Here is a 14,420-nt window from a genome sequence, read left to right as displayed (position 1 = left end):
GCGTTAGGCTTGCCGCATGAACCGTGACGAACTAGTTGCCTGGCTCGACGAGTACCTAGACACCAGCGGCTTCGCTGCCGCCGACGCCAGCCTCAACGGCCTCCAAGTGGAGGGCTCCTCGGAGGTGACCAAGGTCGCTTTGGCGGTCGACGCCGCCATGAACACCTTCGAGCAGGCCGCTACCAAAGGTGCCGACATGCTCATCGTCCACCACGGACTCTTCTGGGGCCGTCCCGAGGCGATCACCGGCATGCACCGGGCGCGCGTCAAGTTCCTGCTCGACCACGACATCAACCTGTACGCCAGTCACCTCCCGCTAGACGCGCACCGGGAGGTGGGCAACAACTGGGGACTGGCGCGCGAACTCGAGATGCAAGAGTTGCAGCCATTCGGCCTCCACCGAGGGTTGGCCATCGGCGTGAAGGGCGAGTTCGCCGAGCCCAAGTCCCTGCGCGCGCTTGCCGAGGAGATCGAGGCGAAGCTCGGCGAACAGGTGCTCGTCCACGCCGGTGGCCCCGATCCCGTGGCCAGCTTGGGCATCGTGTCGGGCGGCGCCGCTTGGGACCTCGTGGCCGCCGCAGAAGAGGGCCTCGATGCGTTCCTCACGGGAGAGCCGCGGCACGAGGTCTTCTATCACGCCTTCGAGCGGGGCATCAACGGCATGTTCGGGGGTCACTACATGACCGAGACCGTCGGCGTCAACTTGCTGGGGCGGCAGCTCAAGGAACGCTTCGGCCTCGAGGTCGAGTTCATCTTGCTGCCCACCGGCCTCTGATGCCCCCGGCCCGGCCGGCCCCGGAAGCCCGCGGCCGCTTCGTGGTGTTCGAGGGCCCCGAGGGCGCCGGCAAGTCCTCACAGCTCCTACTCCTGAAGGAAAGGCTGCTTGCCGCAGGTATCGAACCCCTCTTCACCCGTGAGCCGGGTGGCACCCCCCTTGGCGAGGCCGTCCGTGAAGTCGTTCTCGATCCACGGCTGAAGGTCGACGCGTTGGCGGAGTTCCTCCTCTACTCGGCTGCGCGGGCGCAACACGTGAGAGACGTGATAGCGCCGGCCCTGGCGGCCGGCAAGGACGTCGTCTGCGACCGCTTCACCGCCGCCTCGGTGGCCTACCAGGGCTACGGCCGGGGCCTCGACCTGCAGCTCGTGGAGAGCCTCAACCGGCGCGTGGCGGACGGGCTCACTCCGGACCTCACGGTCCTGCTCGACATCGATCCCGGCCTCGGGCTTGCGCGTGCGTCGGGGCGGGCGGTACACGACCGCCTCGAAGCGGCGGGGCTCGACTTCCACCACCGCGTGCGCGAGGGGTTCGTCGCGCAGTCCCAGGCCCAGTCCGGCGGTAGGTGGGTGCGAATCGACGCCGACACCGCCCCGGAAAGCCTGGCGGACGCCGTCTGGCGGGCGGTCGCTCCGCTTTTCACACGCAAAGAGGTCATCGAGTGAGGAGGGCACGCGCGCCACTAGCGCCGGCCTGCGCTCTCCTCGCGGCCTGCGCGCTCCTGCTCTCCGGCTGCGGTGGCCAAACCGCCGAGCGCCTCGGCGTTGAGGTCGTCGCCCAGCACCGGCACGACGACCAGGCCTTCACCCAGGGCCTCTTGTGGCACGACGGGTACCTCTACGAGAGTACCGGCCTGCTGGGCCGCTCCAGCCTGCGGCAGACGACGTTGGAGGGCGAGGTGGTCCGACAACGGGACTTAGCCAATGACGTCTTCGGGGAGGGCCTGGCGTTGGTCGGAGACGAGCTTCTCCAGCTCACCTGGCAGAACCAACTACTGTTGCGTTACGACCTTGAGACCTTCGAGCCGACCGGGGAGACCGCCTACGAAGGCGAGGGTTGGGGCCTCTGCTATGACGGGCGGGCGCTCTGGATGAGCGACGGCAGCGCCGAACTAACGCAGCGTGATCCCGTCAGCTTCGAGGTGATCGGCGCAGTGGAGGTGAAGCTCGACGGCAAGCGGGTCCCCCGGCTCAACGAACTGGAGTGCGTTGGCGGAGCGGTCTACGCCAACGTCTGGGCAACGGACGAGGTGCTCGAGATCGACCCGACGTCGGGCACCGTCACGGCGCTCATCGACGCCTCGCCGCTAAGGCGGCTGGCGGGCGTGGTAGGCCGTTCCGCCGTGCTCAACGGCATAGCTTACGAGCCCGGGAGCCAGAACTTCCTGCTCACCGGCAAGCTCTGGCCGGTGCTCTTCGAGGTCCGCTTCGTCAAGAAATGACGGGCCGATGAATCAGGCGCCGTCAGTCGCGGTTCCGGCCGCGCTCGTCGTGCTGGGCGCACTCGTCGGAGCGCTGCCACTGCCGGCCGGCGCTGCGTCGCCCTTCGCAGTGGGCTTCCCGTCTGTATCGGTGGCCTTGGCCTTGTGCACGGCCTTATCGCTCTTGCGGGTATCGTTGACGTAGAAGCCCGAACCTTTGAACACGATTCCGACGGGTTGGATCAGACGCTTGACGGGTTCGCCGGTCTCCGGGTGCTTGGTGAACGCCGGTTCCGTAATCTTCTGCTCGTACTCGAACGTGTCGCCCGTAGCAAGGTTCCGGTAAAGGTAGATCGGCATTTCTCCTCCGCAGGCCGAGCCGCCCCGCGCACGGGGCCGCGCTTCGGCAACAAACGCGAGCATATCACCAGTTGGTACGCTGAGCACATGTCTTGCGCAGCATCCGCTCAACCTCCTCTAACGGTCCTGGGGGCCGGTGCGTGGGGCACCGTCCTCGCCTCCTTGTTCGCCCGGAACGGCCACCGCGTGACCCTGTGGGCAAACCGCCAGGGCCTCGCCGACGTCATCAACGGCACCGGGCGCAACGACGAGTACCTTCCCGGCGTCGAAGTGGGTCCGGGCGTTACGGCCACGGCGGACCTCGTCGCGGCACTCGCCGATCAACCCGTCACCTTCCTGGCGGTGCCGTCTCGCGCCTTCAGGAGCGTGTGCGACCGCATGCGCGGGGCAGGCGCCGCAGCCGCAGTCGTCAGTTGTTCGAAGGGGCTCGAGATCGCCACGTTCAAACGGCTGACGGAGGTCGCGGCCGAGTTTCTGCCCAGCACGCCACTTGCCGCCCTCTCGGGGCCGAACCTTGCAGCCGAGATCGCGGAGGGCAAACCCGCCGCGACCACCGTGGCCAGCAGTGACGTCCGGCTTGCGCGGAACGTGCAACGGCTCCTGCAACAACCCACTTTCAGGGTGTATACGAGCGCGGACGTCGCCGGCGTCGAGATCGCGGGCGCCCTCAAGAACGTCATCGCGCTGGCCTGTGGCGTCAGCGACGGCCTCGGTCTGGGCGACAACACCAAGGCCTCGATCATCACGCGCGGGCTGGCGGAGATGGTGCGCCTGGGAACACGCCTTGGAGGTCACACGAGCACGTTCTACGGCCTCGCCGGGGTCGGCGACCTCGTGGCCACCTGCGCGGGCGAGACGTCGCGCAACCACCGCGCGGGCGCTCGCCTGGCCCGCGGCGCCACGCTGGCCGAACTCGAGGCGAGCGGCCTGACGGCGGAGGGCATACCCACAGTGCAGGCGATCCACGAGAGCAAGGCCGCGGCCGAAGTCGAGCTCCCCATCAGCAACGAGGTGTACCGTGTAGTCTTCGAGGGCAAGAACCCGGAGGACGCGATAGAGAGCCTGATGACCCGGGCGGAGAAGGCCGAATGATCGCTATCTCCGCCACCGACCTCACGAAGCGCTACGGCAGCGCCGAGGCGGTGTCACACGTCAGCTTCGAGATCGAGCACGGCGAGATCGTCGGCTTCCTCGGCCCGAACGGCGCCGGGAAGACGACCACGCTGCGGATGCTGGCGGGCCTGGTGCGCCCCAGTGGGGGCAGTTGTCAGGTCCTGGGTGAGGGCGTACCTGGACCCAACCTGAGGCGCGTGGGCACCATGATCGAGGAGCCCAGCTTCTACCCTTACCTCAGCGGCCGCAACAACCTCCGTCACGCGGCACTCATCCACGGCGACGTGCCCCGCGCGCGCGTGGACGAGGTGCTCGCCTTCGTGCACATGCAAGACGCCGCCGGCAAGAAGGTGAAGGCCTACTCACAAGGCATGCGGCAGCGGCTCGCGCTGGCGCGCGCCCTGCTTTCGCGGCCGGAGGTGCTGCTGCTCGACGAACCCACCAACGGGCTCGACCCCACCGGCATCGCGGAGTTCCGCGAGTCCTTGAGGTCCGTTGCCGCAGGTGGGGTCACCGTGCTCGTGTCGAGCCACATCCTCGCGGAGGTCGAGAAACTGGTGGACCGCGTCCTCGCCATCGACAAGGGCGTGCTGGGGTTCGACGGCACGCTGTCGGAACTCCTGAACCGGATGGACGGTCGCCAGCTGCGCTACTCCTTGCGGGCGTCGGACCAGGCGGCCCTGCTCCGGGCCCTCGAAGACCTCGGTTACGAGTTCAGCCGACACGGAACGGACGGCGCAGACGTCGAGGTGCCCAAAGAGCGCGCCGAGGACCTGCTCATGGACCTGAGCAACAGGGGGGTCAAGGTGCTGTCCGCCGCGGAGCACGGCGACAACCTCGAGGCCGCTTACCTGAGGCTCGTGAACACGAAGGGGCGGCCGTCGTGAGTCAGGTGATGAACGTCATCCGCGCCGAGACCTTCAAGGTGCTCCGCAAGCGTCGGTTGTACGTGCTGGCGGTGCTCTTCTGGGTGTTGCTGCCCGTCCTGGCGCTCATCGTGGCACGGGTGCTGTTCGCGAACCTGTCCGGGTCGTTCGCCAACGAGGCGGGCACCATCGATCAGGCGTTACAGGCCTTCGCCTCGCCCATCGGCCTGGCCCGGTTGGCGCTCACGGGGCCCGCCTACACCAGCCCGACGCTTTACATCGTGGCGGTCACGCTCATCGCCGCACTGCTGATAGGCGACGAGCGGTCGCAGAACATGTGGAAGACCGTGCTGGTGTTGCAGCCCTCGCGGTGGGCCGTAATGACCGGCAAAGTTGTCGTCGCGCTGGGTGCCCTTGCCGTCCTCATGGCCGGCGCCGGGGTCTCTGGCTTCCTCTTCGGGGCGCTCGGCACCACCTTCCTCCCAACCGAGTTCGGAGGCGACTGGCTTCCCCTCGTCGGTCTATACGCCCTGCAGGCGGCGCAGTTGCTCGCGCCCGTGCTCCTCGCGTTCTTGTTCATCACGCTGGTCAGGTCCGGCGTGCTCGGGGTGGTGATGGTGCTGTTCCTGCCCAGCCTGCTGGAGGCCATCTACGCCGTCATCAACACGATCTCGCAGTTGCAGCCCCTCAACCGCATCAACGCCTTGTTCCAGGCCCTGCACCTGCAGCAGGTGTGGCAAGCCCTCCCCAAGTACTTCTTCACGGCGAACCTCTACGCGCCGGGGCGCAGGCCGGCCGGCACGTGGCTAGGACAGGTGGTGGGTCAGGGCGACCTGTCCGATCTGGGCCCACTGAACAGCATGCTGGGCACTGGTCTGAGCTTGGGCCACTCGGCGCTCGTGATGGCGGGTTACTCGGTCCTGTTCGGCGTGATCCTGTACTGGTGGTTCCTGAGGCGCGACGTCGACTGACCTGCGTGGTCTCCCCAGCCCGCCATGCCGGACTTCTGCTGACGCCTGCGGGCTTGTGCTCGGGGTCGCTTACCCCTGACAATCGGGGGCGTGGAATGGATCACAAGTCCAGAGGCCTGGGTGGCCCTGGCATCACTTACCGTCCTCGAGATCGTCCTCGGTATCGACAACATCGTCTTCATCTCGATCCTGTCGGCGAGGCTGCCCGCGGAGCAACAGAGGCGAGCACGGACGCTCGGCCTGGCGCTCGCCATGTTCACGCGCGTAGGCCTGCTCTTCACCATCACCCTCCTCACGGGCCTGACCGCCACGCTCGTCGAGGTCTTCGGCCTCGAGATCAGCGGTCGGGACCTGGTCTTCCTGATCGGCGGGGTGTTCCTCATCTATAAGGCGACTCAGGAGGTTCACGAGCGTCTGGAGGGTCCGCAAGCCGCAGGCGGCGACGCCAAGGTGGGAGCGGCGTCCTTCGCTTCCGTGATCACGCAGATCGTGTTGCTAGACGTGGTCTTCTCGTTGGACTCGGTGATCACGGCGGTCGGGATGGCCGACCACCTGGCGGTCATGATCGCCGCAGTAGTCATCGCGGTCGGCCTGATGATGCTGTCGGCGAACAGCGTGGCCGGCTTCGTGGAGCGGCATCCGACCGTGAAGATGCTCGCCCTGTCGTTCCTCCTGTTGATCGGGGTGACGCTGGTCGCCGATGGCCTCGGCCAGCACGTGCCCAAGGGGTACGTCTACTTCGCCATGGGCTTCAGCATCATGGTCGAGCTGTTCAACCTGCGGGCGCGCGCAGTGCGCGAGCCGGTGGTGCTTTACGAGCGTGGGCCCAAGGCGCCCGACGCTAGGCCGTGAAGCGGCGTAACTGACAGGTTTCGACGACCATCGAGGCCGACGAAGCTCAGCCACCCGGCGGCCAAGGGGTCGCCACGCAGCAATCTAGCGTTGGCTGCGAAGCCGCTTCTGCTCGTACATCCGCCCGTCGGCCCGGCTGACGAGGGCCTCGAACGACTCGGCGTCATCGGGGTAAAGGGCGGCGCCGACGCTGGCGGAGAGGCGCACGGAGCCGGTCTCGAGGTGGATGGGTTCCTCCACGGCCTCGATGAGGCGACTCGTGACGCGGTCGACCGCGTTGAGGTCTCCCCCGCCCAGCAGCACCGCGAACTCGTCGCCCCCTAGCCTCGCCACCATCTCGTCGGGCCGCACCTTCGACGTCAGGCGTTGGCCGATGATGCTCAAGACCTGGTCGCCTACCTCGTGGCCGTAGGTGTCGTTCACGGCCTTGAAGCCGTTGAGGTCGAAGTAGAGGAGCGCCATGGGCACGTCACGGCGGCGCAACACCCAGAAACGGGTCTTGAGGTGGCGCCGGTTGGCCAGGCCTGTCAGGTCGTCACGGTTGAGGAGTTCCACCGCCTGCCGCAACACGGACTTGTAGTGCGTGATGCTGCGGAACTGCACCACCAGGAAGTCGTCCTCGAGTGGGACGACGGTCACGGCGTACCAGGTCAGCACGGACTGCGGGTCGCGGCCCCCGGCCTCGATCGCCTCGTCGGCCGCGCCCGGGAAGACCTGCTCGAACTCCTGCACCCGCCTGGTCACGTGGGCAGTGACGAGGCGCCGGTAGACCCGTGGGTCGAACGCCTCGGGCGCAACCGAGCGCGCTGTGTTTCCGATCAACGCGCTGGGGTCGACGTTGAGGGCACCGACAGCGCTCCCGTTCAGGTCGCACCACTGGAAGTCGTCCAGCCTGCCGCCCTCGCCGCGCAGCGCCTTGAACAGCACCATGCCGTGCGGCGCGGCGTCGAAGTACCCGCGCCACAACTGGGCTGCCGGAACCTGCAGGGGGCGTTCCACACTGCTCTCCATTGCGCCTCTCATGATAATCACCTGCGCGCCTTGGCGGCGCGCAAGCGGATCCGAGGTACCCAAGATGGCACTTGGCCCCAGAAGGCTTCAGGCGGTACGCGCGCCTTCACGCGGCGGTCGCCAGGACGTCACCCGGCGCTCGCCTCTTCGTCACCCACCGCCACGGGCAGATCGCGCGATGCCCAATCGCTCCACGAACCAGCGTAGAGTTTGGCGCCAGGATAACCTGCCAGTTCGAGCGCCAGTATCAGATGAGCGGCACTGACTCCCGACCCGCAATACGCGACAACGGTCTCCGCCGCCGCGGCCGGCGCCAGCCTGGCGTGTAGCGCGGCCGGTTCGGCGAGGCGTCCGCCCTGCAAGTTGTCGAGGTAATAGCGATCTATCGCGCCGGGGATGTGCCCCGCCTTGGGATCCAGCGGCTCCACCTCGCCGCGGTACCGTTCAGGCGCCCGGGCATCGAGTAGCAGCACGCGTTCTTGCGTAAGGGCCCCGGATACGAACTCCGCGTCCACCGCCATCTCCGGGCGCAGCCGCAATGTGAACCTGGTCGCTGCGTGCCCCGGTGGGTCCGTGGACAGCGAACCGCCCGCGGAAAGGTAGGCAGCCAGTCCGCCGTCGAGGAACCGCACTTGCTCGTGCCCCGCGTACCTCAGCAACCACCACGCCCTCGCCGCGTACATGCTGCCGGAGTCATCGAACACCACGACCTGGTGCCGGTCTCCGACTCCGAGTGCCCCCAGCTTCCGGACGAACTCGTTCATGTCCGGCAGCGGATGGCGACCGCCGTGGCGCCTCACGGGGCCGGCCATGTCCTCGTCGAGATCGAGATGCACGGCTCCGGGCACGGTGCCTCGCGAATACACGGCCTTGCCGTAGCTCGGGTCACTCAGCTCGAAGCGCGCGTCGATCACGCGCAAGTCGGCGGCGCCTTCCGGTGCCGCCAGTCGGTCCAGTAGCTCCTCGGCCGAGATGAGGGGGTTCGGCGTCATGCGGGTGAGTCTAACCCTCACCGCCGCTTATGATGCCGCCATGGCCGTCAGGCACGTGGAGAGTACCGCCAACCCCCTGGTCAAGGAGCTCGTCGGCCTCAGGCAGCGCCGCACCCGCGAGAGCAGTGGGAACTACATCGTGGAGGGAGCCAGGGAGGCCCGCCGGGCGCTGAGCGCAGGAGTTGGCGCCAGACTCGTCGTGGTGGCCCCGGGCCTGTTACGAGAGGGTGAAGGCAGCGACGCTTGGCAGGGAGCCGCCGAGGCAGCGGGGGCTGAGCTCGTGACCTTCAGCACGCAGGCCTTCGAGCGGGTAAGCCTCAGGGAACACCCGGACGGCGTTCTACTGGTTGCCCGCTCGAGACGCTTGGCTCCCGAAGACGTAGCCCTCCCGCCAGGCGCGCTGGCCCTGGTGTTGGTCGGCCTGGAGAAGCCTGGCAACGTCGGCGCCCTGCTGCGTAGCGCCGACGCGGTCGGCGTCGACGCGGTGTTCATGTGTCCGGACCCGGGCCCCGGACCCGGCGACCGTGAGGCTGACTTCGAGGAGGTCCGCGAGGCGCACCGGGAGCCGACACGCGGCGTGGACCTCGAGAGCCCCAACGTCATCAGGGCGGCCATGGGTAGCTCGTTCGCGCTACCTATCGGCGTGGGCACTCCGGCCGAGGTGGTCGCGAGGTTGCGGGCCGCCGACTTACGGCTCGTGGCAGCCACGCCGCACGCCGACCTCACGCACTGGCAGTGCGACCTGAAGGGCGGCGTGGCCCTCGTCGTGGGCCGCGAGCACGCCGGCCTGAGCGACTGGTGGCTATGCCAGGCCGATGCCCTCGTGGCCATCCCGATGCGGGGCTCGGTGGCCGACAGCCTGAACGTCTCGGTGGCCGGGGCGGTGCTGCTTTACGAGGCTCTACGGCAACGGTTCGGCTGAGCCGCTCGCCAGCAACTCGCGCACGGTGGCCCTGAAATCCTTGCCCTCCAGGGGCTTGTAGATGATCCTGTCGGCAAGCGCCAGCCGCGCCTGGCCGAGAGTATGGTCGTCGCGCAGGGCCGTGAGGACGATCACCGGCACGTCCCGCAGCCGTGGGGTCCGCTTCATCCGGTCGCAAACCTCAATGCCGCTGAGGTGAGGCATCTTCACGTCGAGGATGGCGATGTCGGGCGTGTTCTCCTTGAGGTACTCCAAGGCTTCCTTGCCGTCATCGACGGTCACGACCTCATAACCGTCCACGCTGAGGAGCATCTCGAGAACACGGCGCTGCCCCTCGATGTCGTCGGCGACCAGGACTATCGTCGGTTCTTTGGCTTGGCTCACGCCACAAGCTTAGTTGATTGACGGGCCATGCGCTTTGAACAAGTAGACTCGCGCTAAGAACAACCGGGAGGACACATGATCAAGGAGTTCCGCGATTTCATCAACCGAGGAAACGTGCTGGACCTGGCCGTGGCCGTCATCATCGGCGGGGCGTTCGGCGCGATCACCACTTCCTTGGTGAACCAGGTAGTCATGCCGGTGATAGGCCTCATCCTGGGCGGCGTCGACTTCAGCAACTTGGGGATAATCCTGAGCGGCCGCGATCAGTACGCGAGCGTTGCCGAGGCCGTGGCGGCCGGGGCACCGGTCATTCAGTACGGTGCCTTCCTCAACACGGTCATCAACTTCCTACTGATCGCACTGGTCCTCTTCTTCATCGTCAAGGCGTTCAACGACATGAAGAAGCGCTTCGAGAAGCCCGCACCCCCAGCCGCGCCGGCCGCCCCCACGGCAGAGGTCAAGCTCCTCACCGAGATCCGTGACGCGCTGAAGGAGAAGTGACGGGCGGTCAGTAGAGGATCATGAGTTCGAGCTTGGCGGGGCCGGCGCGCCACACGTCCTCTGTGGCGACCAGACCGATGGTGACCGGCCCCGACAGACGCAACAAGAGGTTCGTGAACATCTCTTCGGTCACGGGGCCGAAATCGGGCAGCTGACCGTCGTCGAGCCCGGCGCGACGTAACTTGCGGGTCGCCTCGGCTTTGAGCTGCGTTATCGAGGCGCGGATCTCGTCCTGACTGGCGGGCAGCGCCGTGGACCCCAGGTGCAGGCCGTGGCTCACGATGAGTTGCCCCCGGCCGAACAGTTCGGTGTTCTCTATGGCCTCGACCAGCACGTCGATCGTGGAGCTGATCTGGTTGCTGGGCGAGATGAACCGCACGAGGTCGGAGCCGGGCGTCTGCCCAATCACGTCGACCAACACGTTGAACTGCTCGGTAGTCACACGCAACCGCTCGACTCCGCGGCGGGCGACGAAGGCCGTCGCCTCGTTGATGAACGCGGCCAGCTCCTCGCGGATTGCGGCCGGCTCCTGGGCCCTTATGGCGCCGGAGTAGATGAGCTGGTCCTTGACGAAGTAGACCTCGCCTCCCTCGAAGCGCTGGAACTCGTGCTGCAGCTCCGCTAAGTCGCTGGCCTGCTTCTCCACCTCTTTGCGCAGGTCGCCCACCGTCCCCTGCAGTTCCAGTACGGTGGCGTTACGCTGCTTGATCTCGCCCTCGAGGCGGTCGTTGAGTTCCGTTAGCGACGTGTTCTGCAGCTGGATGCGGGCGTTCTCCGCCAGCAGTACGTCGTTGGAGCCGGCCAGGGTGCGGTTCTCCTCGCGCAACTCCTGGGCCTGCTGCCGCAGCTCGCCGGCGTTGGCCTCGAGCGCTTTCACCTCGCTGCTCAACTCGTCCAGGCGAACGGCGAGGTCGGCGCGCTGCTGCAGGGCGTCATCGCGCGCCGCAGTGGCGGCGTCGCGGTCCGCCTTGGCTGCGTCGCGCTCCGCCAGGGCAGTATCGCGGTCCGCCAGCGCCTGGTCGCGGGCGGTCTGGGCCGTCTCCAACTCCTCCTTGGCCGTGGTAACCCGCTGTTCGGCGTCGGCCAAGCGCAGCTGCACGTCGACCAGCGCGTTCTGTAGGTCCGCCAACTGCGCGTTGGCATCGTCCAGCTCCGCCCTGGCGTCCTCCAACCCACGCTCCAAGGAGGCGGCCTCCGCTTGCGCGTCGTCGGCCAGGGCCCGCGCCTGCGTCGCCTCTTCCAGCGCCCGGTCGCGGTCACCCCTTGCCGACCCCAAGGCCTTCGTGGTGTCGTCGAGTTCAGCCTGTGTGGCGGCCAACTTCTGTGCGGCGGCCTCGACCTCGGCGTCGGCCTCTGCGACCCGCGCCTCGGCCGCCTTGACTTGTTCTGCCAGGTCCGCCCGCTGGGCAAGCAGCGATTCGCGCTCGGCCAACGCCGCGTCCCGGGCCTCGACGGCGGCGTCTCGCTGCGTCTCGGCGGTCGTTATCGTCTCCTGCGCCGTATCGAGCTGCGAGCGCAGGTCCGCAAGCTGCTGATCGGCGTCGGCCACGTTCTGCTTGAGGATCCGCTCCTGAGTTTGCAAACGGTTTAGCTCGTCGAGGGTGCGTTGCACGTTCAGCAGCGTGCGCGTGGCGTTCTGGAACGCGATCGCGAGCACGCCGATGGTGGTCAACATGATGAGGATGCCCGAGAGGACCCCTACTATCTGGCCGGTCGTTCTTGGTCTGGCGCCAAAGAGGCTCAGGCGCCGACGCCCGACGTAGGTCCCGAGGCGGTCGCCCAGGTAGGCGATTATGCCGGCGAGTACCACCAGCATCAGGACGAGCAGGGCGATGAGGGTCACTGCTCGGCGCTATCGGGAGTGGACTTGGCCATGCTCATCGGGGCCCTAAAGCTGGAACTCGTTGCCCAGGTAGTAGGTGCGCACGTCGGGGTCGGCCGCGAAATCCGCCGGCGTGCCATCGAACCTCACCCGCCCGTCGAACATGAGCACAACGCGGTCCGCGATCGCGAGCGTCTCGCGCACGCTGTGGTCGGTAAGGAGGACGCCCAGGCCGCGCCGGTCTCGCAAGTCCCGGACTATGGTCTGGATCTCGCGGATGGACTTGGGGTCGACGCCCGTGAAAGGCTCGTCGAGTAGGAGGAAGTCCGGGTCCACGGTCAGGCTACGCGCGATCTCGAGCCGGCGCCGCTCGCCGCCGGAGAGCGTATCGGCGCGGCTCTTGGCGAGGTGTCCGATATGAAACTCCTCGAGCAGCGCCTGCGCGCGCACGTTCTGTTCCTCACGCGTCAAGCCCTGGAACTCGAGGATGGCGAGGAGGTTGTCCTCGACGCTCAGGCGCCTGAAGGCGCTCGGTTCTTGCGCCAGGTAACCCAGTCCGATGCGCGCCCGGCGGTGCATGGGCCAACCGGTGATGTCCTGGCCGCCGAGCACGATGCGCCCCGCGTTCGGCCTCACGAAGCCGACGACCATGTAGAAGCTGGTGGTCTTCCCCGCGCCGTTGGGACCCAAAAGCGCCACTATCTCGCCGCGCCGCAGCACCAGGTCCACGCGGTCGACGACCTTGCGGCGCCCGTAGCGCTTCACGAGGCCGCTCGCCCTCAATTCGACGCCAATGGGCCCCGCCTCGGCCCCGCCGGGCCCCGCGACCACCCCGTTTGGCCCCGCCTTGACGCCGTTGGGGACGCTGTTCATGGCCTGCATATCGGAGCATGCTATCACGCATGTCCATGAGTGCCGGGTGAAGCATTCCCGTCGCCCACCAGGCGCTATCACCAGCCCAGAGAGAGGGCGCGGCGGGCCGCTGAACGGGGCCCGCCGCGCAAGCAAGCGCCTAGCTCTGGCGCTCAGCCTTCCAGCGCCACCAGGAACGGCTCCTCGAGGGCCGAGCACACCCAGCGCAAGAAGCGCGCGGCAGCGGCGCCGTCTATGAGCCGGTGGTCGTACGTGAGGGCCAGGGGCAGCAGGAGGCGCGGCTCGAATGCGCCCGATTCGGCGTTCCAGACGGGCTCGAGGGTGGACCGTGAGACGCCGAGGATGGCCACGTCGGGCGGGTTCACGATGGGCGTGAAAGCGTGCCCGCCGATGCCGCCTAGGTTGGAGATCGCAAAGTTGCCGCCCTGCATCTCGTCGGGCGTCAGTTTCCGGTCGCGGGCCTTGGCGGCCAGCTCACCCAACTCGGCGGCCAGCTCGATGAGGTTCTTGCGGTCGGCGTCCTTGACCACGGGCACCAGGAGGCCGGCGTCCGTGTCGACCGCCACGCCCACGTTCACGTAGCTCTTGTGGATTATCTCCTGGGCCTCCACGTCGATGCTGGCGTTGAAGTCGGGGAAGCGGCGCAGGGCTCCGGCGATGATCTTCAGCAGGATCGCGGTGGGCGTGAGCTTCGCGCCGACCGCTTCCGCCTTGGGTTGGAAGCGCTTGCGGAGCACCTCCAGCTCCGTGATGTCCGCCTTGTCGAAGTGAGTGACCATCGGAACGCTCGCCCAGGCGCCGGCCATCGCGCGGACGGTCGCCTTGCGGATGCCGCTCATGGGGGTTCGCTCGACGGCGCCCCAACGGCTGAAGTCGGGAAGCGGCGTGCCCGCGGGAGCTGCCGCACTCGGAGCGCCCAGCGCCGGCGTCGCGGCCGTCGGCGGCAGGCCCTGCGCCACGGCGCGCACGTCGTCGGCCGAGATGCGCCCGAGCACGCCGGTGCCGCTCACGGTCTGGAGGTCGACGCCAAGCTCGCGAGCCAGACGGCGTACGGAGGGGGCGGCGGGCACGAGCCCACCGTAAGCCTCGGTGGCCGCCCGGGCGGGCCGGGGAGCCGCCGGTCGTTGGCCGTTCGGCTGCGGAGCCGGCGCGCCTGGTCGAGGGGCGGGGGCGCGGGGCGTGCTCGGTTGGGGTGCTGGAGCCTGTTGGGTGGCCGGCTGGGTGGCGGGCGGGGCGCTCTCCGGGCGACTTGCAGGTGCCGGTTCCTGCTCCGTCGCGGCCGGGGCGGGGGCCTCCTGGGAAGCGGCAGCGCCTTCCTCCTCGAGCACGATGAGCACCGAGCCCACCGCCGCCTCCTCGTTCTCGCTCACGTTGATCTTGCTCACCACGCCGGCGGCGGTCGACGGGATCTCGACCACCGCCTTATCGGTCTCGAGTTCGACGAGTGGCTGATCCTTGGCAACGGTGTCGCCGACAGCCACCAGGATGCCGACGACCGTGCCCTTCTCTATGCCCTCGCCTATGTCAGGGAGTCTCACTTCGGTAGCCACGAGCGGTT

Annotated in this window: 16 protein-coding genes; 9 read left to right on the top strand and 7 right to left on the bottom strand. The window is 67.8% G+C overall.

Going from position 1 to position 14,420, the window contains the following annotated elements; genetic code table 11:
- Positions 1-16: 16 nt before the first annotated feature.
- The 3 genes from ROY82_02955 to ROY82_02945 are packed head-to-tail and all read left to right on the top strand — an operon-like array spanning position 17 to position 2,216.
- Entirely contained in the window at positions 17-775 is a 759-nt protein-coding gene (locus tag ROY82_02955; GenBank protein ID MDT3681427.1) for a Nif3-like dinuclear metal center hexameric protein, read from the top strand.
- Positions 775-1,440, top strand: a complete 666-nt coding sequence (gene tmk / locus ROY82_02950) for a dTMP kinase (protein MDT3681426.1) — start codon at positions 775-777, stop codon at positions 1,438-1,440. Before ROY82_02955 ends, tmk begins: the two co-directional genes overlap by 1 nt.
- The gene (locus ROY82_02945; GenBank protein ID MDT3681425.1) at positions 1,437-2,216 is read left to right on the top strand and encodes a glutaminyl-peptide cyclotransferase; all 780 of its coding nucleotides are present in this window, start codon (positions 1,437-1,439) and stop codon (positions 2,214-2,216) included. The genes tmk and ROY82_02945 overlap by 4 nt, the downstream gene beginning before the upstream one ends.
- 12 nt (positions 2,217-2,228) lie before the next feature.
- Here the strand turns inward: ROY82_02945 and ROY82_02940 are convergent, their stop codons facing one another.
- Positions 2,229-2,555 carry an FmdB family transcriptional regulator gene (locus ROY82_02940; GenBank protein ID MDT3681424.1) on the bottom strand — a complete coding sequence of 109 codons (327 nt, stop codon included), beginning with the start codon at positions 2,553-2,555 and terminating at the stop codon, positions 2,229-2,231.
- An 87-nt stretch (positions 2,556-2,642) separates the two neighbouring features.
- Here ROY82_02940 and ROY82_02935 point away from each other — a divergent pair, with 87 nt between their 5' ends.
- From ROY82_02935 to ROY82_02920, 4 genes are all read left to right on the top strand, one after another.
- Complete coding sequence (locus ROY82_02935) at positions 2,643-3,647, top strand: NAD(P)H-dependent glycerol-3-phosphate dehydrogenase (GenBank protein ID MDT3681423.1); 1,005 nt, start codon at positions 2,643-2,645, stop codon at positions 3,645-3,647.
- Positions 3,644-4,555: an ABC transporter ATP-binding protein gene (locus ROY82_02930; protein MDT3681422.1), complete on the top strand. Its 912-nt coding sequence runs from the start codon at positions 3,644-3,646 to the stop codon at positions 4,553-4,555. Before ROY82_02935 ends, ROY82_02930 begins: the two co-directional genes overlap by 4 nt.
- An 8-nt stretch (positions 4,556-4,563) precedes the next feature.
- Entirely contained in the window at positions 4,564-5,505 is a 942-nt protein-coding gene (locus ROY82_02925; protein ID MDT3681421.1) for an ABC transporter permease, read from the top strand.
- A gap of 90 nt (positions 5,506-5,595) precedes the next feature.
- Positions 5,596-6,357, top strand: a complete 762-nt coding sequence (locus ROY82_02920; GenBank protein MDT3681420.1) for a TerC family protein — start codon at positions 5,596-5,598, stop codon at positions 6,355-6,357.
- Between the two features lie 84 nt (positions 6,358-6,441).
- Here the strand turns inward: ROY82_02920 and ROY82_02915 are convergent, their stop codons facing one another.
- Both ROY82_02915 and ROY82_02910 read right to left on the bottom strand, forming a co-directional pair.
- Entirely contained in the window at positions 6,442-7,368 is a 927-nt protein-coding gene (locus ROY82_02915) for a GGDEF domain-containing protein (GenBank protein MDT3681419.1), read from the bottom strand.
- A gap of 128 nt (positions 7,369-7,496) precedes the next feature.
- On the bottom strand, positions 7,497-8,360 hold the full coding sequence (locus ROY82_02910) for a sulfurtransferase (GenBank protein MDT3681418.1): 864 nt from the start codon (positions 8,358-8,360) through the stop codon (positions 7,497-7,499).
- A 40-nt stretch (positions 8,361-8,400) separates the two neighbouring features.
- Here ROY82_02910 and ROY82_02905 point away from each other — a divergent pair, with 40 nt between their 5' ends.
- On the top strand, positions 8,401-9,282 hold the full coding sequence (locus tag ROY82_02905) for a TrmH family RNA methyltransferase (GenBank protein MDT3681417.1): 882 nt from the start codon (positions 8,401-8,403) through the stop codon (positions 9,280-9,282).
- Here the strand turns inward: ROY82_02905 and ROY82_02900 are convergent.
- A complete protein-coding gene (locus tag ROY82_02900; protein ID MDT3681416.1) occupies positions 9,262-9,666 on the bottom strand; it encodes a response regulator in 405 nt (134 codons plus the stop codon). The genes ROY82_02905 and ROY82_02900 overlap by 21 nt on opposite strands.
- Positions 9,667-9,741: 75 nt before the next feature.
- Between ROY82_02900 and mscL the strand changes: the two genes are divergently transcribed.
- A complete protein-coding gene (gene mscL / locus ROY82_02895; GenBank protein MDT3681415.1) occupies positions 9,742-10,167 on the top strand; it encodes a large conductance mechanosensitive channel protein MscL in 426 nt (141 codons plus the stop codon).
- A 7-nt stretch (positions 10,168-10,174) separates the two neighbouring features.
- Here the strand turns inward: mscL and ROY82_02890 are convergent, their stop codons facing one another.
- From ROY82_02890 to ROY82_02880, 3 genes are all read right to left on the bottom strand, one after another.
- Positions 10,175-12,010, bottom strand: coding sequence for a DUF3084 domain-containing protein (locus tag ROY82_02890; protein MDT3681414.1), 1,836 nt, complete (start codon positions 12,008-12,010; stop codon positions 10,175-10,177).
- Between the two features lie 45 nt (positions 12,011-12,055).
- Positions 12,056-12,871, bottom strand: coding sequence for an LPS export ABC transporter ATP-binding protein (lptB, locus tag ROY82_02885; GenBank protein ID MDT3681413.1), 816 nt, complete (start codon positions 12,869-12,871; stop codon positions 12,056-12,058).
- 143 nt (positions 12,872-13,014) lie between these two features.
- Positions 13,015-14,412, bottom strand: a complete 1,398-nt coding sequence (locus tag ROY82_02880; GenBank protein MDT3681412.1) for a 2-oxo acid dehydrogenase subunit E2 — start codon at positions 14,410-14,412, stop codon at positions 13,015-13,017.
- Positions 14,413-14,420 lie beyond the last annotated feature (8 nt).

Source organism: Truepera sp. (assembly GCA_032027045.1).
Taxonomy (GTDB): Bacteria; Deinococcota; Deinococci; order Deinococcales; family Trueperaceae; genus JAAYYF01.
The sequence above is the reverse complement of the archived record's forward strand: the minus strand, read 5'-3'. Positions and strand labels throughout refer to the sequence as shown.

Excerpts from the sequence above, each read along its gene's own strand:
- ROY82_02910 (MDT3681418.1), bottom strand. The coding sequence starts at position 8,360 with ATGACGCCGAACCCCCTCATCTCGGCCGAGGAGCTACTGGACCGACTG.
- ROY82_02940 (MDT3681424.1), bottom strand. The coding sequence starts at position 2,555 with ATGCCGATCTACCTTTACCGGAACCTTGCTACGGGCGACACGTTCGAG.
- ROY82_02955 (MDT3681427.1), top strand. The coding sequence starts at position 17 with ATGAACCGTGACGAACTAGTTGCCTGGCTCGACGAGTACCTAGACACC.
- ROY82_02935 (MDT3681423.1), top strand. The coding sequence starts at position 2,643 with ATGTCTTGCGCAGCATCCGCTCAACCTCCTCTAACGGTCCTGGGGGCC.
- ROY82_02925 (MDT3681421.1), top strand. The coding sequence starts at position 4,564 with ATGAACGTCATCCGCGCCGAGACCTTCAAGGTGCTCCGCAAGCGTCGG.
- ROY82_02915 (MDT3681419.1), bottom strand. The coding sequence starts at position 7,368 with ATGGAGAGCAGTGTGGAACGCCCCCTGCAGGTTCCGGCAGCCCAGTTG.
- mscL (MDT3681415.1), top strand. The coding sequence starts at position 9,742 with ATGATCAAGGAGTTCCGCGATTTCATCAACCGAGGAAACGTGCTGGAC.
- ROY82_02905 (MDT3681417.1), top strand. The coding sequence starts at position 8,401 with ATGGCCGTCAGGCACGTGGAGAGTACCGCCAACCCCCTGGTCAAGGAG.
- tmk (MDT3681426.1), top strand. The coding sequence starts at position 775 with ATGCCCCCGGCCCGGCCGGCCCCGGAAGCCCGCGGCCGCTTCGTGGTG.
- lptB (MDT3681413.1), bottom strand. The coding sequence starts at position 12,871 with ATGCAGGCCATGAACAGCGTCCCCAACGGCGTCAAGGCGGGGCCAAAC.
- ROY82_02930 (MDT3681422.1), top strand. The coding sequence starts at position 3,644 with ATGATCGCTATCTCCGCCACCGACCTCACGAAGCGCTACGGCAGCGCC.